At 71.5% G+C, this 20,264-nt stretch carries 21 protein-coding genes; 14 read left to right on the top strand and 7 right to left on the bottom strand.

Translation table 11 applies throughout. The annotated features are described in order from the left end of the window. Position 1 precedes the first annotated feature (1 nt). The 5 genes from HYV14_01795 (at position 2) to HYV14_01775 (ending at position 3,450) form a co-directional block, all read left to right on the top strand. A complete protein-coding gene (locus HYV14_01795) occupies positions 2–1,030 on the top strand; it encodes an efflux RND transporter periplasmic adaptor subunit (GenBank protein ID MBI2384723.1) in 1,029 nt (342 codons plus the stop codon). Beyond that, positions 1,027–2,178 (top strand): ABC transporter permease, encoded by a 1,152-nt coding sequence (locus HYV14_01790; GenBank protein MBI2384722.1) that lies wholly within the window; start codon positions 1,027–1,029, stop codon positions 2,176–2,178. The genes HYV14_01795 and HYV14_01790 overlap by 4 nt, the downstream gene beginning before the upstream one ends. A 9-nt stretch (positions 2,179–2,187) precedes the next feature. Continuing rightward, on the top strand, positions 2,188–2,874 hold the full coding sequence (locus tag HYV14_01785) for an ABC transporter ATP-binding protein (protein ID MBI2384721.1): 687 nt from the start codon (positions 2,188–2,190) through the stop codon (positions 2,872–2,874). A gap of 62 nt (positions 2,875–2,936) precedes the next feature. Continuing rightward, positions 2,937–3,257 carry a thioredoxin gene (gene trxA, locus HYV14_01780; GenBank protein MBI2384720.1) on the top strand — a complete coding sequence of 107 codons (321 nt, stop codon included), beginning with the start codon at positions 2,937–2,939 and terminating at the stop codon, positions 3,255–3,257. A gap of 16 nt (positions 3,258–3,273) precedes the next feature. After that, positions 3,274–3,450 carry a YtxH domain-containing protein gene (locus HYV14_01775; GenBank protein MBI2384719.1) on the top strand — a complete coding sequence of 59 codons (177 nt, stop codon included), beginning with the start codon at positions 3,274–3,276 and terminating at the stop codon, positions 3,448–3,450. Here the strand turns inward: HYV14_01775 and HYV14_01770 are convergent. Next, positions 3,434–4,231, bottom strand: a complete 798-nt coding sequence (locus tag HYV14_01770; protein MBI2384718.1) for a PIG-L family deacetylase — start codon at positions 4,229–4,231, stop codon at positions 3,434–3,436. The two genes, HYV14_01775 and HYV14_01770, sit on opposite strands and share 17 nt — an antisense overlap. A gap of 7 nt (positions 4,232–4,238) precedes the next feature. Continuing rightward, positions 4,239–4,673, bottom strand: a complete 435-nt coding sequence (locus tag HYV14_01765) for a transposase (protein MBI2384717.1) — start codon at positions 4,671–4,673, stop codon at positions 4,239–4,241. Between the two features lie 193 nt (positions 4,674–4,866). Here HYV14_01765 and HYV14_01760 point away from each other — a divergent pair, with 193 nt between their 5' ends. The 6 genes from HYV14_01760 to HYV14_01735 are packed head-to-tail and all read left to right on the top strand — an operon-like array spanning position 4,867 to position 11,516. Then, positions 4,867–5,436, top strand: coding sequence for a sigma-70 family RNA polymerase sigma factor (locus tag HYV14_01760; protein ID MBI2384716.1), 570 nt, complete (start codon positions 4,867–4,869; stop codon positions 5,434–5,436). Beyond that, entirely contained in the window at positions 5,433–5,672 is a 240-nt protein-coding gene (locus HYV14_01755) for a hypothetical protein (GenBank protein ID MBI2384715.1), read from the top strand. The genes HYV14_01760 and HYV14_01755 overlap by 4 nt, the downstream gene beginning before the upstream one ends. Positions 5,673–5,730: 58 nt before the next feature. Next, positions 5,731–7,068, top strand: coding sequence for a TolC family protein (locus HYV14_01750; protein ID MBI2384714.1), 1,338 nt, complete (start codon positions 5,731–5,733; stop codon positions 7,066–7,068). Continuing rightward, positions 7,065–10,229 carry an efflux RND transporter permease subunit gene (locus HYV14_01745; protein MBI2384713.1) on the top strand — a complete coding sequence of 1,055 codons (3,165 nt, stop codon included), beginning with the start codon at positions 7,065–7,067 and terminating at the stop codon, positions 10,227–10,229. Before HYV14_01750 ends, HYV14_01745 begins: the two co-directional genes overlap by 4 nt. Next, positions 10,226–10,435 carry a DUF2892 domain-containing protein gene (locus tag HYV14_01740; GenBank protein MBI2384712.1) on the top strand — a complete coding sequence of 70 codons (210 nt, stop codon included), beginning with the start codon at positions 10,226–10,228 and terminating at the stop codon, positions 10,433–10,435. Before HYV14_01745 ends, HYV14_01740 begins: the two co-directional genes overlap by 4 nt. A 40-nt stretch (positions 10,436–10,475) precedes the next feature. Continuing rightward, a complete protein-coding gene (locus HYV14_01735; GenBank protein MBI2384711.1) occupies positions 10,476–11,516 on the top strand; it encodes an AI-2E family transporter in 1,041 nt (346 codons plus the stop codon). Here the strand turns inward: HYV14_01735 and HYV14_01730 are convergent. Then, the gene (locus HYV14_01730) at positions 11,491–14,049 is read right to left on the bottom strand and encodes a cation-translocating P-type ATPase (GenBank protein ID MBI2384710.1); all 2,559 of its coding nucleotides are present in this window, start codon (positions 14,047–14,049) and stop codon (positions 11,491–11,493) included. The two genes, HYV14_01735 and HYV14_01730, sit on opposite strands and share 26 nt — an antisense overlap. 403 nt (positions 14,050–14,452) lie before the next feature. On the opposite strand from HYV14_01730, the gene HYV14_01725 reads away from it, so the two are divergent. The 3 genes from HYV14_01725 to HYV14_01715 are packed head-to-tail and all read left to right on the top strand — an operon-like array spanning position 14,453 to position 17,563. Continuing rightward, positions 14,453–15,391: a sensor domain-containing diguanylate cyclase gene (locus HYV14_01725; GenBank protein MBI2384709.1), complete on the top strand. Its 939-nt coding sequence runs from the start codon at positions 14,453–14,455 to the stop codon at positions 15,389–15,391. After that, on the top strand, positions 15,388–15,867 hold the full coding sequence (locus HYV14_01720) for an Hsp20/alpha crystallin family protein (GenBank protein ID MBI2384708.1): 480 nt from the start codon (positions 15,388–15,390) through the stop codon (positions 15,865–15,867). Before HYV14_01725 ends, HYV14_01720 begins: the two co-directional genes overlap by 4 nt. Before the next feature lie 13 nt (positions 15,868–15,880). After that, on the top strand, positions 15,881–17,563 hold the full coding sequence (locus HYV14_01715) for an AarF/ABC1/UbiB kinase family protein (protein ID MBI2384707.1): 1,683 nt from the start codon (positions 15,881–15,883) through the stop codon (positions 17,561–17,563). Here HYV14_01715 and HYV14_01710 read toward each other — a convergent pair. The 4 genes from HYV14_01710 to HYV14_01695 are packed head-to-tail and all read right to left on the bottom strand — an operon-like array spanning position 17,560 to position 20,064. Further along, entirely contained in the window at positions 17,560–17,973 is a 414-nt protein-coding gene (locus HYV14_01710) for a 6-carboxytetrahydropterin synthase (GenBank protein MBI2384706.1), read from the bottom strand. The genes HYV14_01715 and HYV14_01710 overlap by 4 nt on opposite strands. Then, positions 17,970–18,650, bottom strand: coding sequence for an SDR family oxidoreductase (locus HYV14_01705; protein ID MBI2384705.1), 681 nt, complete (start codon positions 18,648–18,650; stop codon positions 17,970–17,972). The genes HYV14_01710 and HYV14_01705 overlap by 4 nt, the downstream gene beginning before the upstream one ends. Beyond that, positions 18,647–19,411 carry a glycosyltransferase family 2 protein gene (locus HYV14_01700; protein MBI2384704.1) on the bottom strand — a complete coding sequence of 255 codons (765 nt, stop codon included), beginning with the start codon at positions 19,409–19,411 and terminating at the stop codon, positions 18,647–18,649. Before HYV14_01700 ends, HYV14_01705 begins: the two co-directional genes overlap by 4 nt. Next, a complete protein-coding gene (locus HYV14_01695) occupies positions 19,408–20,064 on the bottom strand; it encodes a carbonic anhydrase (protein ID MBI2384703.1) in 657 nt (218 codons plus the stop codon). Before HYV14_01695 ends, HYV14_01700 begins: the two co-directional genes overlap by 4 nt. Positions 20,065–20,264 lie beyond the last annotated feature (200 nt).

Genomic DNA, 20,264 nt, shown 5'->3' with positions numbered 1-20,264 from the left:
TATGGACTCGAAACGAAAGACGGCGATCGCGTCGGCGGGCGCTTTGGCCCTGCTCGTCCTGCTGAAGGCGGCCTTTTTCTCCGCGCCGAAGGTCAAGGAGGTCCGGCTCGAGAAGCGCGACCTCACGGCCCAGGTCTACGGCAACGGCACCGTGGAGGCCAAGGTGGTCGTGGGCGTGTCCAGCAAGCTCACCGGCCGGATCGTCGAGCTTTACGCCGACCAGGGGGACCGGGTCAAGCGCGGCCGTCTCCTGGCGAGGCTGGAGAACGACGACCTCGCCGGGCAGCTGCGCAAGGCCCGCGCGACCCTCGAGCTGGCGAGCCGCAACGCCCGGCGCTACCGGAGCCTCGCGGACAAGGACCTGGTCTCCCGTCTGGAGGCCGAGCAGTACGAGACGGCCGACCGGGTGGCCGCGGCGGAGGAGGCCGCGGCGCGCGCCCGGCTCGACGACACGCTCATCGCCGCTCCCGAGGACGGGCTGATCATCTCGCGCCATCTAGAGAAGGGAGCGATCGTCACCCCGGGACAGGCCATCTTCAGCCTCGTCGACGCGAGGACCGTGTGGGTGAAGGCCAACGTGGACGAATCCCTGCTGCGCGGGGTCGCCGTGGGCCGGAAGGCGGTCATCAGCCTGCGCTCCGCGCCCGGCGCGGCGTTCCCGGGCGAGGTCGTCCGGGTGGGGCGCGAGAGCGACCGCGTGACCGAGGAGCTCGTCGTCGACGTCGCGTTCACCCCCCCGCTCAAGGACTTCCACCTCGGCGAGCAGGCCGACGTCCTCATCACCGACGAGACCCGGACGAACGCGCCTTCTTTGCCTTCGGCCGCGGTCGTCTCCCGGGGCTCGAGCCGCGGCGTCTGGGTCATCGCCGGCAAGCGCCTGGAGTTCCGCCCGGTCGTCGCGGGCGCCGAGGACGGCCGGGGCTTCACGGAGATCGTCTCGGGCCTCGCGGACGGCGACCGCGTCGCCCTCGCCGCGCCTCCCGTGCTCGGCAAGCTGTCGAGCGGGATGAAGGTCCGGGCGGCCCGATGAACCTCGCCCTGCGCGACGTCGACTATCATCGGGCGCGGTTCGCGCTCACGTCCGTCGGCCTGGGCCTCCTCGTCGGCGTGGTGATGAGCATGGGCGGGATCTACCGGGGCCTGGTGGCGGACGCCCTCTCCTTCAGCCGCGCCGCCGAGGCGGACCTCTGGGTGGTGCAGCAGGACACGAACGGCCCCTTCGCCGCGGTGTCCCGCATACCGGAGGACGTCCGCTACCGCGTCGCCGCCGTTCCCGGCGTGCTCGAGGCCGCGCCCCTCTCGTTCCAGACGATCCAGTTCGACCGTCACGGGAAGCCGTTCCGTTTCTTCCTCGTCGGCTACGACCTGGGCTCCTTCGGAGGTCCGACGGAGATCGTCGCCGGACGCCCGATCCGCCGCAAGCGCTACGAGCTGGTGGCCGGGCAGGGCATGAACCTGGAGGTCGGCGAAACCCTCCGGCTCGGCCTCCACGAGTATACCGTGGTCGGCGTCACCGGCAAGATCGTCTCCTCCGGCGGCGATCCCGCCGCCTTCGTGAGCCTTCCCGACGCCCAGGACATCCAGTTCAAGAGCGACAACGACGCGATCCGCAACGAGCGGCGGCGCGCCGCCGCCGGGCTCGGCGCGGCCGGAGCCCCGTCGACGCACGTCGTCAACGCCGTGATCGCGCGCCTCGCGCCGGGCGCCGATCCCGCGGAGGTCGCGGCGCGCATCGGCCGCTGGAGCCATTTCCGCGCCGTCACCGACGACGAGCAGAACCGGATCATCACCAAGGGGATGATCGAGAAGGCGCGCATGCAGCTCGGCCTGTTCCGCGTCATCCTGCTCGTGATCTCGGCCGTGATCATCTCGCTGATCATCTACACCTCGACCCTCGACAAGATCCGGGTCATCGCCACGCTCAAGCTGATCGGCTCCCCCGATTCGCTGATCGTCGGCATGATCCTCCAGCAGTCGCTGATGATGGGGCTCATCGCCTACGGGCTCGGCTGGCTCCTGATCGCGCTGACCTACGAGAAGTTCCCGCGCCGCGTCGTGCTGGAGCCCTTCGATCTGCGGCTGCTCTTCGTCGTCATCATGGCCATCTGCGCGCTGGCGAGCTTCGCCGGCATCCGCAAGGCGCTCAAGGTCGAGCCGGCCGAGGCGCTCGGAGGCTGAGGGAATCCCATGTACGCGGTCGAAGTCGAGAAGCTGACGAAGATCTACGGCCAGGGGCATACCGCGGTGCGCGCCATCGAGGACGCGTCGCTGCGGGTCGAGCCCGGCGAGCTCGTCGCCATCCTCGGACCCTCCGGGTCGGGAAAGACGACCCTTCTGACCGCCATCGGACTGATCAACGAGCCCACCCGCGGGAAGGTCGTCATCGACGGCATGACCGTGGCCGAGGATGGCTGGCGGCCGGGGATCGACCTCAAGAAGATCCGCCGCGAGAAGCTCGGCTTCATCTTCCAGGCGCACAACCTCATCCCCTTCCTCACCGCCCTCGAGAACGTGATGATCGCCCTGCAGATCAACGGCGTGCCGCAGCGCGCGGCCAAGGAGCGGGCGACCGCGCTGCTCGAAGCCCTGAACCTGGGGCATCGCCTGAGCAACCACCCCTCGGCCCTGTCCGGCGGGGAGTGCCAGCGGGTGGCCATCGCCCGCGCGCTCGCCAACCGCCCCAAGGTGATCCTGGCCGATGAGCCGACGGCCGCCCTCGACACCGAGAACGGGCGGAATGTGATGGCTCTCCTCAAGAAGCTCGCGGTGGAGAACCGCTCCGCGATCCTCGTCGTCACCCACGACCGCCGCATGGTCGAGGGCTTCGACCGGATCTTCGAGGTCCACGACGGCCGGATCGCCAGCCCGCCCTAGGGTTTTCTTCGCGAATCCTTTTCGACCGGCGCGCATCCAAACAGGAGAGAGGAGGTGCGCACATGAGCCATATCGAGATCACGGACGCGAACTTCAAGACGGAGGTCCTCAACAGCCCGATCCCCGTCGTCGTCGACTTCTGGGCGCCCTGGTGCGGGCCGTGCCGGATGCTCGGCCCGATCGTCGAGGAGCTGGCCGCCGAATACGAGGGCCGGGTCAAGATCGGCAAACTCAACACCGACGAGAACCCGGCGGCGACCGAGGCACTCGGCATCTCGGCGATCCCGACGATGATGTTCTTCAAGGGCGGCGCGCTGGTGGACCGCGCCACGGGCGTGATGCCTAAGGCGGCGCTGAAGTCGCACATCGACCGGATCCTGTGAGAGGCCCCCGATGAAGATGCTTTTCGCCGCCCTGCCCCAGGAGGCCTGGGGCGCCTTGCTCGGAGCCATCGCCGGCTACGCCTACTACCGCTTCGTGGGCTGCGTCACGGGGACCTGCCCGCTGACGTCGAACCCCTACGTCAGCACGCTCTACGGGGCGGTGCTGGGCTTCGTCCTCACGGGCCGACGATGACCGCGAGGTCCGCGCCGGCGGCCGCGACGCGGCCCGGACCCGCCGCGCGCGCGAGCGCGGAGCCGTTCCACGCCGAGAGGCGGTAGAGCGCGGCGAGCCGGAATGCGGGCGCGGACGCGCCCTGGCCGCCGACGAGCTCCGCGCCGCGGCGCGCGCCGTCGGCGAGCCAGCACGGCAGGAGGACGTGGTAGGGGTTGCGCTCGATCTCGCCCTTATGGAACGAGAGCGCGGCGACGAGGTCGCCCGCGGCCTCGGCCGGCGTCTCGACCATCAGGTTCGGGTCGGGCATGGTCGACCAGTACTCGGTCTCCGCGACGGCGCATCGGAAGCCCGACCCGAGCGAGCGCATCGCCGACACGGCGAGGCCGTGGACGCGGCGGTGAGTGGAGTTCGCGTCCTCGGCGTGCGGGATCAGCACGAGACGAGGGCTCTCGCGGCGCAGGAGGTCGGCCAGGCCGCCGTCCTGCAGGGACAGAGCGTCCCAGCCGAGGAAGGCGCAGGCGTCGCGGAACTCGGCCAGGCGCGCCTCCCGGCGCTCCGGGCGCGAGCCCAAGGTGACCGGCGCGACGGCGACGCGCCAACCTCCCTCGCGCTGGAGGCGCAGGGGCAGGGCGCCGACGATGCACTCGTCGTCGGGATGCGGCGCGAGGATGAGCGCCAGGGGAGCGTCCGGCTTCGGCGCGGGACGGGGCGCGGGGCGCAGGCCCCCGCGCGGCAGGCGCACGGCCCGCTCGAGAAGCGACTCGAACTCCCGCACGAAGTCGGCGTAGGGCTGGCTCACCCGTCCATCATAGTTTTTCCGCCACGATCGGCGCGAACTCCGTCCTCCAGACGCGGTCTAGATCGTAGCGCCAGAACGACTCGCCCCGGAAGGCGCCAGCCTCGAAGCAGTCCCGCCAGCGCTCCAGCTCGCCCCTGCTTTGCTGATAAAGATACGCGCGCCAGGCCCGCTCCAAAATGCACCCCCTTTGCCATTTCGCCAGGCGCCGGCGCGCCGTGGCGGCGGAGCCGAACCGCTCCGGAAGCTCGCTCCAGGTGCCGCCGCAGCGCAGTCGCCAGAGGATCGCCCCGAGAGCCAACCGGTCGTCGCAGCGGGGCCGCCCGCCCTTTCGCAGAGCCTTCAGGAACGGCTGTTTCCTGATCGACGGAAGCTCGCGCGCGACGCGCGGCCAGCACCACGCCGGGATTCCCGGCCATTCATACGGGTATCTGCGAAATCGCATCCTCTCATACGATCGAGCCCCCCGAATTGTTCCCTCGGCCCTATTTGATTTTCTCGAAGAGGGTTTTGATCGAATCCCAGCTCAAAACCCGCGTGTTTGGTTTTGCGCAGATTTCTGCTCAAAACCCCTGAGGGAGAAATGAAAAATAAAAAAAGGCGCATGCCCGGCGGGCCGGATGCACTATAATCAGCGCGTGCAGGCGGAAAAAGAACTCATCGAACGCAGCCGCAACGGGGACACCGAGGCTTTCTCGAGCCTCGTCGGCCGCTACGAGGACCGCATCTACCGGTTGGCGAAGACCGTCTGCGCGGGCCTCTCCGCCGAGGCCGACGACGTCTACCAGGACACCTTCATCACCGCCTTCAAGAAGCTCAAGGCCTTCCGCGGCGATTCGGAGCTGGGCACCTGGCTGTACCGCATCGCCTCGAACCTGTGCCTGATGAAGCGGCGCAAGAAGCGCGGCGAGCCGTTCGTGCCGCTCCTCGACCGCCCGCACGACCACGAGGACGCCCCGTCGCATCAATTCCGGGACTGGGCCCCCACCCCGGAGGAGGCCGCCAACAAGAAGGAGCTCATCGGAAAAGTCTCCGGGGCGTTGGCCAAGCTGCCGATGGAGTACCGGCTCGTGCTGACTTTGCGCGACGTCGAGGGGCTCTCCGCGGCGGAGACGGCGAAGATCCTGAAGCTGAGCATCCCCGCGGTCAAATCCCGCCTCCATCGCGGGCGGCTGTTCCTCCGCGACGAGTTCGAGCGCTCCCTATGAAGCTCGAGAAGATGTCCTGCCGCCGGCGCGTGGGCCTCCTGCTCGATTACCTCGACCAGGAGCTACCCGCGCCGCAGCGCAAGCTCCTCGCCCGCCACCGCGCCTCGTGCCGCTCCTGCGCCTCCTTGCTCAAGACCTTGGAGCACACCGTCCTGACCTTGCGCGCGCTCAAGCGCGCCTCCCCTCCCCCCGCCTCGGCCCGCCGCGCCCTGGCCGCCGCGTTGCGCCGCCGATAGCGCGATCCCTGAATCCTTTTGGATCGGCCCGCATCCAACAGGTGAGGGGTATCGAACCATGAGAGTCTTCCCGCTGTTCCTGATCCTGGCCGCCGCGCCCGCCGCGGCGCTGGACCTGTCGGCCGCGTCGGAGGCGGCCGTCCTGCGTTCGCCGGCGGCCGCCGAGGCGAAGGCCCGCCGGGCCCAGGCCGAGGCCGCCGGACGCGAGGCGTTCTGGACCCGCTGGCCTCGCCTGAGCGCCCGCGCGTCGGCGATGCGCGGCGACGACCCGCTGTACGCCTTCGGCGAGCTGATGACGCGGCGCGCCGTCACGGCCCCCGACTTCAACCCCGACACGCTCAATCATCCCGGCTACCGCACCGCCGTGCACGGGAGCCTGGAGCTGGGCGTGCCGCTGTTCACCGGCTTCGAGCTGACGCGGGCGGGGAGGCTCGCGGCGCTGTCGGCCGACGAGGCGGAGGTCATGGGCGGCGCGGCCGCCCAGGCCGTGCGCCTGCGGACGGCCGGCGCCTATCTGCGCGCCCTGAAGTCGGAGGGCGTCCTCGAGGAGCTCGACGCCCGCCTGGCCACGGCGCGCGCCGCGGTCGACAGCGCGGAGCGCCTCAAGAAGCAGGGCCTCGTGCTCGGCTCCGATCACCAGGCCGCGCTCGCCGTCCTGTCGGGCCTCAAGGCCTGGCGCGCGCGCGCCGCGGCCGAGCGCGAGGCGAGCCGCTCCGAGCTGGGCGTCCTGCTCGGCGGGCCCGCGCCCGAGACGACCGGGGCTTTGCTCGATTGGGCGGCCCCTCTGGAGAGCGACGAGGCCCTCGTCGCCGCGGCCCTGGCCGCGCGCCCCGACCTGCGCGCGGCCGGCCTGCGCGAGCGGGCGGCCGGCGTGCGCCGCGACGGCGCCAGGCACAGCCTGCTGCCGACGGTCGACGCCTTCGCCGCGGTGAATAACTCCGCCGACGGCTTCAACTCCGGCGCCGCGAGCCGCCTCGTGGGCGTGCGCGCGAGCGTGCTGTTCGGCGACCCCGCGTACGCCTCGCGGCGCGCGCGCGCCGCGGCCGATGAAGCCGCGGCCGGCGCGGCGCGGATGAGCGCCGAGGACGCGGCCCGCGGAGAGGTCCTGGCCCGCGCCGCGGGCCTCCGGGGCCTGGCCGCCGCGCTCCCGGAGCTGCGCGAGGCCCTGTCCCGGGCGCGAGAGTCGCTCGAGCAGGTCCGCCCCCTCTATCGGGAAGGCCGACAAAGCGTGCTCGAGGTCCTGCGCGCGGAGGAAGCCGTCGCCCGCCTCGAGGAGGCGCGGCTGGAGGCCGTCTGCCGCCAGCGCTCCGAATGGGCGGCCCTGCGCGCCGCGCAGGGGCGCTTCGACCCGGACGCCGTGGCCGTGCTCGGCCGCAGCCTGGAGGTCCCGCGATGAACGCCCACCCCCCCCTCGGACCCGCCGGGCGCCTGGCCCAGTCCTTCGTCCGCTCCAAGCTGACGGCCCTGATCGTGCTCGGCGCGATCGCGCTGGGCGCGATGGCGACCGCCCGCCTGCCGCGAGAGGAGGAGCCGCAGATCAACGTGCCGATGTTCGACGTCATGGTGCCGATGCCCGGCTCGAGCGCGGCCGAGGTGTCGGAGCGCGTCGTCGCCGTCGGCGAGCGCCGCCTCATGGAGATCCCCGGCGTCGAGTACGTGTACGCGACCGCCCAGAACAACGGCGCCTTCTTCATCGTGCGCTTCAAGGTCGGCACCGACCCCGACGACGCGATGACGCGCGTCTACACCAAGACCTTCGCCAACCTCGACCTGCTCCCTCCGGGCGCGGGGCAGCCCCTGATCAAGCCCCGCTCGATCGACGACGTGCCGGTCCTGGCCCTGACCCTCACGGGCGCCGGACTTTCCCCGCTCCAGCTGCGCCGCGCCGCCGCCGAGCTGCGCCGCGTGGTGACCACCGTCGAGAACGTGGCCGACGTCGAGATCCTGGGCGGCCGGCGCCGGCGCCTGTCGGTGTTCTTCGACCCGGCGGCGCTGGCGCGCCGCCGTCTGTCCCCGCTCGATCTGGCGGGGCTCTTGAGAGCCTCGAACCGCCGCCTTCCGTCCGGCACCGTGGACGCGGGCGGGCGCGCGGTGAAGGTGGAGACGGACGCCTTCATCCGCGGCGCGGACGATCTGCGGGCCGTGGTGCTGGGCGTCTCCGACGGGCGGCCGGTGCGCGTCGCCGACGTGGCCAAGGTCGTCGACGGCCCCGACGAGGACGAGCGGGAAGTCGCCGTCTACGAAGGGCCCTCCGGCGCGGCGGTCCCCGCGGTGACGCTCCAGGTGTCCAAGCGCCGCGGCGCCAACGCGACCACCGTCACCCGCGCCGCTTTGGCCCGGGTGGAGAAGGCCCGCGAGTCCCTTCCGGGCGCGCTGACCGTCACGGTCACGCGCGACTACGGCGAGACCGCGAAGCACAAGTCCGACGAGCTCCTCTATCACATGCTGCTCGCCACGCTCTCGGTCACCGTGCTGGTGGCCCTCGCCCTCGGTCTGCGCGAGGCGCTGGTGGTGCTGATCGCCGTGCCGGTCACGCTCGCGCTCACCTTGCTGGTGTACTGGATGGTGGGCTACACGCTCAACCGGATCACCTTGTTCGCGCTCATTTTTTCAATAGGGATCCTAGTGGATGACGCGATCGTCGTCGTGGAGAACATCCACCGTCACTTCGCGATGGGCGACGGACGGCCTCTGTGGAAGCTCGCGGTGGACGCCACCGACGAGGTGGGCAACCCCACCTTGCTCGCCACCTGGGCCGTGATCGCCGCGATCCTGCCCATGGCCTTCGTCGGCGGCCTCATGGGGCCGTACATGCGCCCGATCCCGGTCGGCGCCTCGTTCGCGATGCTGTTCTCGGCCTTCATCGCCTTCGTCGTGTCTCCCTGGGCGTTCGTGAAGATCCTGACCTATTGGAAGCCGAGCCCGGCCAAGGCGCACGCGGAGGAAGGCGCACTCGACCGCCTGTACCGCCGCGTGATGGGCCGCCTTCTCGACGACCGCAAGGCGCGGGCCTGGTACCTGGCCGCGACCGCGCTGATGCTCCTGGCCGCGGCCGCGCTCGTGCCGCTGAAGGCCGTCGTCATCAAGATGCTCCCGTTCGACGATAAGGACGACTTCGAGGTCGTGCTCAATATGCCCGAGGGCTCGTCCTTGACCGCGACGAAGGGCGCGGTGGCGGAGCTCTCCGCGGTCCTGCGGGCTGTCCCCGAGGTCGAGAGAGTCATCGCCTACCTCGGCGTGGGCGCGCCGCACAACTTCAACGGCCTCGTGCGTCACTACTTCCTGCGGACGAATCCCGATCAGGCCGACCTCGTCGTGCGGCTGACGCCGAAGGGCAAGCGGCGGCAGAGCCACCCGATCGCCCGCGGAGTGAGGCCGGCCGTCACCGAGATCGCCCGGAAATACGGCGCGCGCGTGCAGGTGGCCGAGGTCCCGCCGGGCCCGCCCGTGCTGTCGACTTTGGTGTTCGAGGTGTACGGGCCCGATGCCGCCAAGCGCGACGATTTCGCCCGGCGGCTGAAGGCTCTGCTCGAGATGACCCCGGACGTCACCGACGTGGACACCTATGTCCCCTCGCCGGAGCCGCTGAGCCGCCTCGTCGTCGACCGGGAGAAGGCGACGCTCAACGGCATCGCGCCAGCCTCGGTCGCCGCCGCCGCGCGCCTGGGCCTCGCCGGGGAGACCTTGGACCTGGCGCACATGGACGGCGAGCTCGAGCCCGTCGAGATCGCCCTGCGCCTTCCGGAGGACCGCCGCCGCTCCCTCGACGGGGCGCGCGCGGTGTCGTTGATCGCCCGTTCCGGCGCGCCCATCACGGTCGGCGCGCTCACGCGGGAATCGAGGCTCGACGCGGACGGCCCGGTCTACCACAAGAACCTGCGGCCCGTGTCCTACGTGATCGCCGAGGTCGGGGGCCGCACGGAGAGTCCGGTCTACGCCTTGCTCGACTTGAAGCCGCGCATCGAGAGGCTGGCGAGGGACGCCGGCGTCGACCTCGAGACCTGGTACACGCGCCTGCCCGACGACCGCTCCAAGCTCGCGCTGAAATGGGACGGCGAGTGGCAGATCACCTACGAGGTGTTCCGCGACATGGGCGTCGCCTTCGCCCTGGTGCTCCTCCTCATCTACGGCCTCGTCGTGGCCTGGTTCGAGTCCTTCACCGTCCCGCTCGTCATCATGGCGCCGATCCCGCTGACCTTGGTCGGCATCCTGCCCGCGCACTGGGCGATGGGCGCCTTCTTCACCGCCACCTCGATGATCGGCTTCATCGCGGGCGCGGGCATCGTCGTGCGCAACTCGATCATCCTCGTCGACTTCATCGAGCTGCGCCGCCGCGAGGGCATGACTCTGCGCGACGCGGTGATCGACGCGGGCGCGGTGCGCTTCCGGCCCATGCTCCTGACCGCGGCGGCCGTCGTCGCGGGCGCGGGCGTGATCCTGTTCGACCCCATCTTCCAGGGCCTGGCGGTGGCGTTGATGGCGGGCGAGGTCGCTTCCACCGTGCTCTCGCGCATCGCCGTGCCCGTACTCTACTTCATGATGGAGGAAGACCGATGACGATCGAACGACAGATACGCGCCATCGCGGGGAGCTTCATCCTCGCGAGCCTCGCGCTGGCCCACTGGGTCGACGCGCGGTTCCTCTGGTTCACCGCCTTCGTCGGGGCGAACCTCCTCCAGTCCGCGTTCACGCGCTGGTGCCTGATGGAGGACGTCCTGCGCAGGCTCGGGACGGCCCCCCGCGACCCCGCGGATACGCGATGACCGGCGCGAGGCGGGCAGGAACGTTGCTGGCTCACCCGGTATGGAGACCCGCTTCCTCGCCGTCGCCGGCCTGCTGCTGGCCCTGCTCGCGGCGCGCCTCTTCGCCCCGTTCCTCGGCGCGCTGCTCGCAGCCGCCTCGGTCGCGCTCGTCCTCGCCCCCCTGCACAAGTCCTGCGCGGGCCGCGCGCCGCGCCGTCCCGGGGCGGCGGCCGCCGCGCTGACGGCGCTGGTGTGCCTGACCGGGGCCGTGCCGTTCTTCTTCGGCGGCTGGGCCCTCCTGCGCGAGGCCGAGGAGGCCTATCCGGCGGCCCGCTACCGGCTGGCCGTGCTGTCGGAGAACGGCGGGGCCGGCTGGAAGCCGCCGCAGAGGCTCGCGGGCGTCGTCGCGACGGGCCGCGACCTGGCCGCGGCGCTGAACCTCAAGCCGCGTCAGGCCGTGCTCGAGAACCTCGACCAGGTCGGCGCCTGGGCGGGCGGCGCGGCGCGGGCCTTGGCCAAGAACGCGGCGGTCGTCTTCCTCAACTTCGCCGTGTTCGCCGCGGCGCTGTTCCTGTTCCTGCGCGACGGGGAGGACGTCGTCCGCCGCGCCAGCGAGCTGATCCCGCTCCCGGAGGCGGACAAGGCCCGGCTGCTGACGCGGATCCGCGGCGTCCTGCTCGCCGTCGCCAACGGCATATTCGCGGTCGCCCTTCTCCAGGGAACGCTCGCCTGGGCGGGCTTCGCGCTGTTCGGGGTGCCTTTCGCCTTCCTCCTCGGCTCCGCCTGCGTCCTGCTCTCGCCGATCCCCTTCGTCGGCTCCGCGGTGATCTGGGTGCCGGTCGTGGCCTATACGGCGCTCCAGGGGGCCGCGGCGAAGGCGGCGGCGCTCGCCCTCTGGTTCGTGCTCGTCGTGAGCCTGTCGGACAACGTCGTGCGCCCCATCCTCCTCGGCGCCCAGACGAAGCTCCCGATCCCGCTGGTGTTCGTCGCGGTGATCGGGGCGCTGAAGGCCTTCGGGATCGCCGGCCTGTTCATCGGCCCGCTCGCGATCGCGCTCGCCTTCGGCTTCTACGACATCATCCGCGAGCGCCGCGGCGCCTGAGCCATTTCTCGAGCTCCACCGCGAAGAACACGACCGTGGACAATCCGGCCGCCGCGGCCAGCTCGCCGGGGCTCAGCGCCTGGGTCTTCAGCGCGCGCTGGAAAGGCGGAAGGTAGACCGCGGCGAGCTGGAGCAGGATCATCCCCGCCACCGCGGCGAACAGCGGCTTGTTGGACAGCAGCCCCTGGGAGAACAGCGACTCGCGTTCCGAGCGGATCGCGAGCACATGGCCCATCTGGGTGAACACCAGCACGGTGAAGATCATCGTCCGCCAATGCGCGTCGCCCCGGGAGACGAGGAGGAACTGCGCGCCGAGGGCGAGGAACGACATGAGCACGCCCACCCAGACGGCGTGCAGGCCCAGGCCGTGGGCGAAGATGCTCTCCCCCGGCGGCCGCGGGCCGCGCCGCATGAGGCCGGCCTCGGCCGGCTCGGCGACGAGCGCCAGCCCGGGCAGGCCGTCGGTGAGCAGGTTGATCCACAGGATGTGGATGGGCAGGAGCGGGATGGGAAGGCCCAGCACGGGCGCGCTCGCGATGATCCAGACCTCGGCGGAGTTCGTCGTCAGCTGGTACTTCACGAAGCGCCGGATGTTGTCGTACAGCCGCCGTCCCTCGCGGACGGCGGCGACGATCGTCGCGAAGTCGTCGTCGAGGAGCACCATCGCGGAGGCCTCCTTGGCCGCGTCGGTCCCCGCGACCCCCATGGCCACGCCGATCTCGGCGCGGCGCAGGGCCGGCGCGTCGTTGACGCCGTCGCCGGTCATCGCGACGACCTCCCCGTGGCGCTGAAGCGCCTTGACGATACGGAGCTTCTGCTCGGGGGCCACTCGCGCGTAGACCCGCACGCCCTCGACCCGGCGCGCGAATTCCTCGTCGCCGAGCGAGGCGAGCTCGACGCCGTCCATGACCCCGTCGTCCCCGTTCAGTATGCCCAGCCGCCGCGCGATCGCCGACGCCGTGAGCGGGTGGTCGCCGGTGATCATGATCGTCTTGATCCCCGCTTCCGTGCAGGTGAGCACCGAGGCGCGCGCCGCGGGCCGGGGCGGGTCCAGCAGGCCGGCGACGCCGAGCAAGGTCAGCCCGGCCTCGGCCCGGTCGTGGGTGAGGGTCGCGGGGCGCTCCGCCCAGCGGCGCGAGGCCAGGGCCAGCACGCGCAGGCCGGAGGCCGCCTGCTTCTCGGCGGCTTTCGCGGCCTCGGGCTGCGCGGCGTCGCAGCGCTCGAGCACGGCCTCGGCCGCGCCCTTGGTGAAAGAGACGAACCCTCCCTCGGGGTGGCGGTGGAAGGTGGTCATCAGCTTGCGCTCGGGATCGAAGGGGAGTTCCTCGAGGCGGGGATAGAGCCGCGCGAGCGCGCGCAGGTCCGCCCCGGCGCTCAGCGCCGCGCTGAGCAGGGCCGCCTCGGTCGGGTCTCCCGTGATCCGCCCTTCGGAGTCCTCGCGGGCGTCGCTGCACAGCGCCATCGCCGCGACGAGTCCTTCCCCCTCCCCGTGCATCTCCTCGACGCGCATCTTGTTGAGCGTCAAGGTCCCGGTCTTGTCGGAGCAGATGACGGTGACCGAGCCCAAGGTCTCCACGGCGGGCAGGCGGCGCACGAGCGCGTTCTGCTTGGCCATCTTGAGCGCGCCGAGCGCGAGCGAGATCGTCACCACCGCGGGCAGGGCCTCGGGCACCGCGGCGACGGCCAGGCTCACGGCGGTCAGCAGCATCTGGAGGACCGGCTCGCCGCGCAGCACGCCGGCGGCGAAGACGAGCGCGCAGATGCCCAGCACGACGCCGGCCAGCCGCCGTCCGAACGAGGCCAGGCGCTTCTGCAGGGGCGTGCCGACCTCCTCCGTGTCCCGCAACAGGCCGGCGACGCGCCCGAACTCGGTGGCCATGGCGACGGCCGCGACCACGCCCGTCCCCCGTCCGCCGGTGACGATGGTCCCCGCATAGGCCATGTTGCGCCGGTCGCCCAGCGCCTGGATGTCCTTGTCCACGGCGGCGACGGACTTCTCCACGGGCACCGACTCGCCGGTGAGCGCGGACTCGTTGACGTTCAGGCGCGCCGCCTCGAGCAGGCGCAGGTCGGCGGGCACGACGGCGCCCGCCTCGAGGGCCACGACGTCCCCGGTCACGAGGTCCGCGGCCGCCACCGTGACGAGCTCGCCGTCGCGCCGCGCGAGCGCGGTCGGCGCGGTCATGGCCTTGAGCGCGGCCAGGGCGTTCTCCGCGCGGTACTCCTGGAAGAAGCCGATCGCCGCGTTGAGGACGAGGATCACGGCGATCACGACCGTGTCCTCGAGGTCGCCGATCACCCCCGAGACCACGGCCGCGGCCAGGAGGACGACCACGAGGACGTCGGCGAACTGGGCGAGGAAGATCGCGGCGGCGGAGCGGCGGGGCGCGGACGCCAGCGCGTTGGGGCCGTTCTCGGCCAGGCGCGCCGCGGCCTCGGCGGCGCTCAGGCCGGCGGCCGACGAGCCCAGGGCGGACAGGGCCTCCTCCGGAGGCAGGCGGTGCCAGGCGGCGGTCTCGCGGTCTTTCAACATGGTCATTCCCTCGCCAGCAACGAATGCTCCACCGGGTGGGCGACCGCGTTATTTGAGGAGCAGGGAGACGGGACGGGGAGCGGGCTCGAAGCGGGACAGCGCCTCGAGGATGCGGGATACCGCCTTGGCGGGCTCGTGCGGGGCGGTCATGCGGCGCACTCGTCCCGCCGCCGGCCGAACTCGATGGTCCGCGGCATAGACCCTCCTGCGTCGAAAACCCTGGTGCAACGCTACGACTCGGCCCGCCCTGGCCGTTCCATTGCACCTCCCTTATGCGGAGGCCGGGATGACCCGTCACCTCCCCCGGGAGCAGCGAGCTCGGACGCGTACGTCGCGTCGACCGTGCCCGCTCCCCGGGCATGCTTTTCCCCCCCTTGGCCGGTCCATTGCACGACCCGACGATATGGCCAGGTCGCGCGAGCCGGCGCTGTCCATCACGGCATGGCAGGTCATCCAATCCATGCACGACGGCGTCGTCATCACCGACCCCCACGGCTCGATCATGGCGGCCAACGACGCCTTCTGCTCCGTCACCGGCTACCCGCGCGAGGAGCTGATCGGCCGGAATCCGCGCATCCTACACTCCGGCAAGCACGACCGCGCGTTCTTCCGCCGGATGTGGAGCGACATCCGCCGCGCCGGCTGCTGGCAGGGCGAGATCTGGAACCGGCGCAAGAACGGCGCGGTCTACCTCGAATGGCTCACGATCAGCGCGATCACCGACGCCTGGGGCCACACGCGCTGCTACATCGGCATCTCGCGCGACATCACGAGCCCGAAGCTCAACGAGGAGCGCCTCACGCATCTCGCCCAGTACGACCCCCTGACGGGCCTCCCCAACCGCCGCCTCTTCAACGAGCGACTGCGGCGCGCGCTGGCCGGCCGCCCCTCCCGCGACCAGCTCTGCGTCCTCTTCCTCGACCTCGACTACTTCAAGGACGTCAACGACCGCTGGGGCCACGCCGCGGGCGACGCCTTCCTGATGGCGGTGGCGGCGCGCCTGCGCGGCTGCGTCCGGCGGACCGACGTCGTGGCCCGCTGGGCGGGCGACGAGTTCGCCCTGCTCCTCGACCCGGTCTCGGGCCGGCAGGACGCCGCCCGGGTGGCCCGCAAGATCCTGCACGTCATGAGGCGGCCGTTCACCTTGCGCGGCCGCCGGGTCCGGACCTCGGTCAGCATCGGGGGCTGCATGATCGAAGGCCGGACCACGCCGGAACGACTGCTCGCCAAGGCCGACCGGGCGATGTACGCGGTCAAGAAGCTGGGCCGCAACGACCTGCGGTTCTGGGGCCGCGCCGTTTCGTTGCGTCGTAAGCCGTCAGGGAGCAGGAGGACGCCATGACCACGAACAAGCGCTCGCCGCGAGAGACCGACGGCTCCGGCTGGGAGCCGGTGCACGACATCCTGGAAGGCGTGGAGCAGGCCGTGGCCGGGGGCTGGTACCCGGCGCGCCGCATGCTGATGTCCCGGCTGGCCGAGGCGGCGCCCTCCCAGCTCGCGCTCTGGGTCCCGGAAGCCGACGTGGAGGAGCGCGCCGACGAGATCACGGTCTGCTTCGCCCTCCCCGGCGTGGACAAGGCCGACATGAAGGTCAGCGTCACCGAGGACATGCTCACCGTCAGCGGCCGCCGGCGCGAGGAGGGACGCGCGCACGGGGCGGGGCGGCGCGAGCTGCCGCGGGGCGAGTTCCTGCGCCGGGTGCGCCTGCCCGACCAGGTCAAGCCGTCCACGGCGAGAGCGGCGTGCCGCAACGGGATCCTGCGCGTGACCTTGTCCCGGTCCCGCGTCCACGCCGGCCGGAGCGTCAAAGTCGAATAGCGCGGGAGGAGCCATGGGCGGCCTGCAGGTCCTGGGGCGGACGTACCGCCACCTGAACCGCTATCGTGAGGTGGCCGCGGTCCTCGCCAAGCACGGCTTCGGCGACCTGCTGCACATGATGCGCCTCGATTCCCATCTCGAGGCCGGCCTGCGCGGCTTCATGAGCCGTCCGCCGGTGGAGACGGCGTCGCGCGCCGAGCGCGTGCGCCTGGCCCTGCAGGAGCTCGGCCCGACCTTCGTCAAGGCCGGGCAGTACCTGTCCACGCGCGCCGACCTGTTCTCCGCCGAGTATCTCCGCGAGCTGTCCAAGCTCCAGGACAGCGTCCCGCCGTTCCCCGAGGAGGAGGCGCGGCGCATCGTCGAGGAGGACCTCGGCCGGCCCGTCTCCAAGCTCTTCACGCGCTTCGACGCCCGCCCGCTCGCGGCGGCCTCGATCGCGCAGATCCACGCGGCCCGCCTGGCGGACGGGCGCGAGGTCGTCGTCAAGATCGAGCGGCCCGACATCCGGCGCGTCGTCGCCGTGGATCTCGAGATCATGTCGCATCTCGCGGCCATGGCCGAGAAGCACTCCCCCGAGTGGAGCCGGCGCAAGCCGACGCGCGTGATCTCCGAGATCTCCCGCTCCCTCGACCGGGAGATGGACTTCGCGCTCGAGGCCGCGCACACCGAGCGCTTCGCCCGCCAGTTCGAGGACGATCCCACGGTCCGCGTCCCCGAGGCGCACCGGGCCCTGAGCTCCTCGCGCGTGCTGACCTTGGAGCGCGTCGGCGGGATCAAGGCCGGGGACGTCGCGGCGATCGAGCGCGCCGGCCTCGATCCCCGGATCGTCGCCGAGAACCTCGGCCGCCAGTACCTCGCGATGATCTTCGACCACGGCTTCTTCCACGCCGACCCGCACCCGGGGAACCTGTTCGTCCAGGCGGACCACGTCGTCGCCTACGTGGACTTCGGCATGACCGGCCGGCTCGACCGCGCGACGCGCGAGGGCCTGGCCGACGTCTTCTTCGCCGTCACGGAGCGCGACGAGGCCCTGCTGGGCCGGGCCCTCCTCTCTCTCGCGGACTACGACGAGGAGCCCGACCCCCGCTTGTTCGTGGACGACATGGGCGAGCTGATGGACCAGTACGCCTACCGTCCCCTCGCCGAGTGGCGCCTGGGACGGATGCTCGAGCAGCTCTTCCAGATCACGGCCCGGCACGGCGTGCGCATCCCGCCCGAGCTCTACCTGATGGTCAAGGCGCTGACCGAGCTCGAGAGCCTCGCGCTGAGGCTGGACCCCCGGTTCGACGCGATCACGGCCTGCGCCCCGTTCGTGCGCCGCGTGCACGAGGAGCGCGCGTCGTCCGGCCGCTTCGCCGAGCGCCTCGCGGACGCCGGACGCGAGACCTTGGACCTGCTGGCCTCGGCGCCCTCCGAGCTGCGGGAGCTCATCCGCCAGGCCCGCCGCGGGCGCCTGCTCATCGAGTTCGAGCACAAGGGCCTCGAGCCGGTCCTGACCGGGCTCGACCAGGCCAGCAACCGCCTCGCCTACGCCCTGCTGCTGGGCGCGCTCGTCATCGGCTCGGCGCTGCTCGTGCACGCCGGCATCCCGCCGCACTGGCGCGGCATCCCGGTGTTCGGCCTGGGCGGCTTCCTGCTGTCGGCCGTGATGGCGTTCTGGCTCCTGCTGGCCATCCTGCGCCACGGACGGCTTTAGCCGCGGTAGGAGACGAAGTTGTTCTCGGTCTCGACGAGCCTCACCTCGTGGAGGGCGCCCTTCGGCAGGCGCGCGGCGAGCAGGTCCCAGATCACGACGGCGATGTTCTCCGCCGTCGGGATCACGCCCTTGAACACGGGGACGTCGAGGTTGAGGTTCTTGTGGTCGAGACCGTCCTCGACGACCTCGACCATGACCTTCTTCAGGTCGCGGAGGTTGAACACCATGCCGCTGCGGGGATCGATCTCGCCGGCGACCGTGACCTCGACGGTGAAGTTGTGGCCGTGGCCGTTGGGGTTGTCGCACTTGCCGTAGAGGAGGCGGTTCTCCTCGGCGGACAGGGCGTCGTTGTGCAGGCGGTGGCCCGCGGAGAAGGTCATGCGGCGGGTGACGAAGGCCTTGGCGCTCATCGGTTGGTGTCCAGCGGGATCACGGCGCCCGACAGCAGGTCGGGGCGGTCGGAGAGGGCCAGGTCCGCCACGACGCGGGCGACGTCCGGGGGAAGGGCCCCGGCCTTCAGGCCCGGCGCCGCCTTGCGGAGCATCGCCGTGTCCACGGCGCCCGGGGCGACGCAGAACACCGCGACGCCCCGCGGCCGCGCCTCGACGGCGAGCGCCGCGGTCAGCCCCGTGATCCCGTACTTGCTGACCGTGTAGGCCGAGAGGCCGGGGAACTTCGCGGTCCCCTGGACGCCGCCGAGCGAGCCGATGTTGACGATCGCCCGGCCGGGCCTCGCGGCGCGGAGGAACTCGCGGCTGAACAGGAAAGGCCCGCGCAGGTTCGTGCGCATGGTCTCGTCCCACTCCGCGGCCGTGGTGTCGACGAGGCTCTTCTTGACGAGCCAGGCCGCGTTGTTGACGAGGACGTCCACGGAGCCGAAGCGCCTGCGCGCCGCCGCGAAGGCGCGGCGCGCGAAGGCCTCGTCGCCGACGTCTCCCGCCAGCGCCAGCGCGCCCTTCACGGCCCTCAGGCGGCTCGCCGTGCGGCCGACGACGGCGACGGAGCGTCCGCGGCGCAGGAACTCCGCGGCGCAGGCCGCGCCGATGCCGCTCCCCCCGCCGGTGATCAGGACCGCGCCTTCATTCATAGATACTCGTTCTCCCACGGGGAGATCTCCTTCGGGTCGAAGCCGTGGCGGCGGTTGATCAGGCGCACCGCGTCGAGGATCTCGGGGCGGAACGACGGCGCCTTCGCCCCCGCGCCCGTCAAGGACAGGTTGCCCCCGTGGAGGCGGCGGTCGAAGACCGGCACCCGCAGGACCGGGATCTCGACGGACTTCAGGAGCCGGAAATGGAAGTCGCAGTCGGGCGCGGCCGGCAAGGCCTCGTCGTAAGGGCCGACGCGGTCGAACGCCTCGCGCCGGTAGAGATAGAGGGAGCAGGACACGGGGAAGAAATTCCCGGCGCGATAGAACGCGTCGTTCAACCGGAAAGGGAAAACGAGCTTCGCCGACATCCGCGCGAACACCTCGGCCGCGGTCCGGCCGCTCTCGTCGATGAGGCGCGAGGGCAGGCCTCCGACGGCGCATTCCTCCGGATGAGCCGACAGGAACTCGAGCCGGGAGGCGAGCGCCCCCGGGGCCAGGACGTCGTCGGCGTCGAGGAAGGTCACGAACGGGGCCGTCGCGACCCGCACGCCCGCGTTGCGCGCCGCCGCCTCGCCCCTGTTCTTCTGCCGCACGAGCCGGATGGGAAGGCGCTCGACGGACCGGAGGCTTCCGTCGGTGGAGCCGTCGTCGACGACGACGATCTCGAGGCCGGGCAGGCGCTCGGCCAGAAGGCTGTCGACCGCCTCCCGGAGGAAGGGGCCGGCGTCGTGCGCGGGGACGACGACGGTGAGCGCGCTCATGAGCGGGCGAGTATGCGCTCCGCCTCCTTCTCGTCGATGAGCGTGAACCGGCCCAGTTCCGGCTCCCAGGCGTGGACGTCGGCGCCGGCGAGGTCGAACCACCAGGCGTGCAGGCGCAGGCGTCCGGCGGCCAGCGCCTCCCGCACCGGCCCGTGCGTCTTCAGGTGCTCGAGTTGGACGAGCGCGTGGGCCTGGGCCAGGCGGTCGTGGAGCGGGCGTTCCGGCGAGAGCTCCGGGCGCCGCTCCAGCTCGCGCAGCGAGTCCCCCGCCGATTCGAGCCAGGCCGCCAACGGGCCGCCGCTCGCCTCCGTGCCCGAGGACAGCGCCTTCATCGCGCCGCAGTCGGAATGCCCGCACACGACCGCGTCGGTGACGCCGAGGCGGCGCACCGCGAACTCCACGGCCGCGGCCGCGCCCGCCGCGGCGGGCGCGCGCGAGGCCGCCTCGCTCGGGATGATGTTGCCCGGGTTGCGCAGGACGAAGAGGTCGCCGGGGTCGGTCGAGGCGAAGGTGTTGGGCACGACGCGGCTGTCGGAGCAGGCGACGAACAAAGTGTCGGGCTTCTGGTCGAGTGCCAGGTGGGCGAACTGCGCGCGGTACTCTGGCCGCATCTCGCGGCGGAACCTGACGATGCCCTCGACCAGCTTTCTCATGCGTACAGGATACCATACTTGACAAAATCAGTCACCTATGCTATACTCGTTTTCAGTAAGGGGAGTAGATCCTCGGCTGCTGGGCCGTCAATACGCTCGAAAGAGCCGGTCCAGCGGGTCCCGAAAGGGCCGATCAAGACCTTGCGCGCACGCGCGAGGTCTTTTTTTATGTGCTCGCGCGGCGCCGTCGCAAAGGAGCG

The sequence above is a fragment of the Elusimicrobiota bacterium genome, assembly GCA_016182905.1.
Taxonomy (GTDB): domain Bacteria; phylum Elusimicrobiota; class Elusimicrobia; order UBA1565; family UBA9628; genus GWA2-66-18.
The sequence above is the reverse complement of the archived record's forward strand: the minus strand, read 5'-3'. Positions and strand labels throughout refer to the sequence as shown.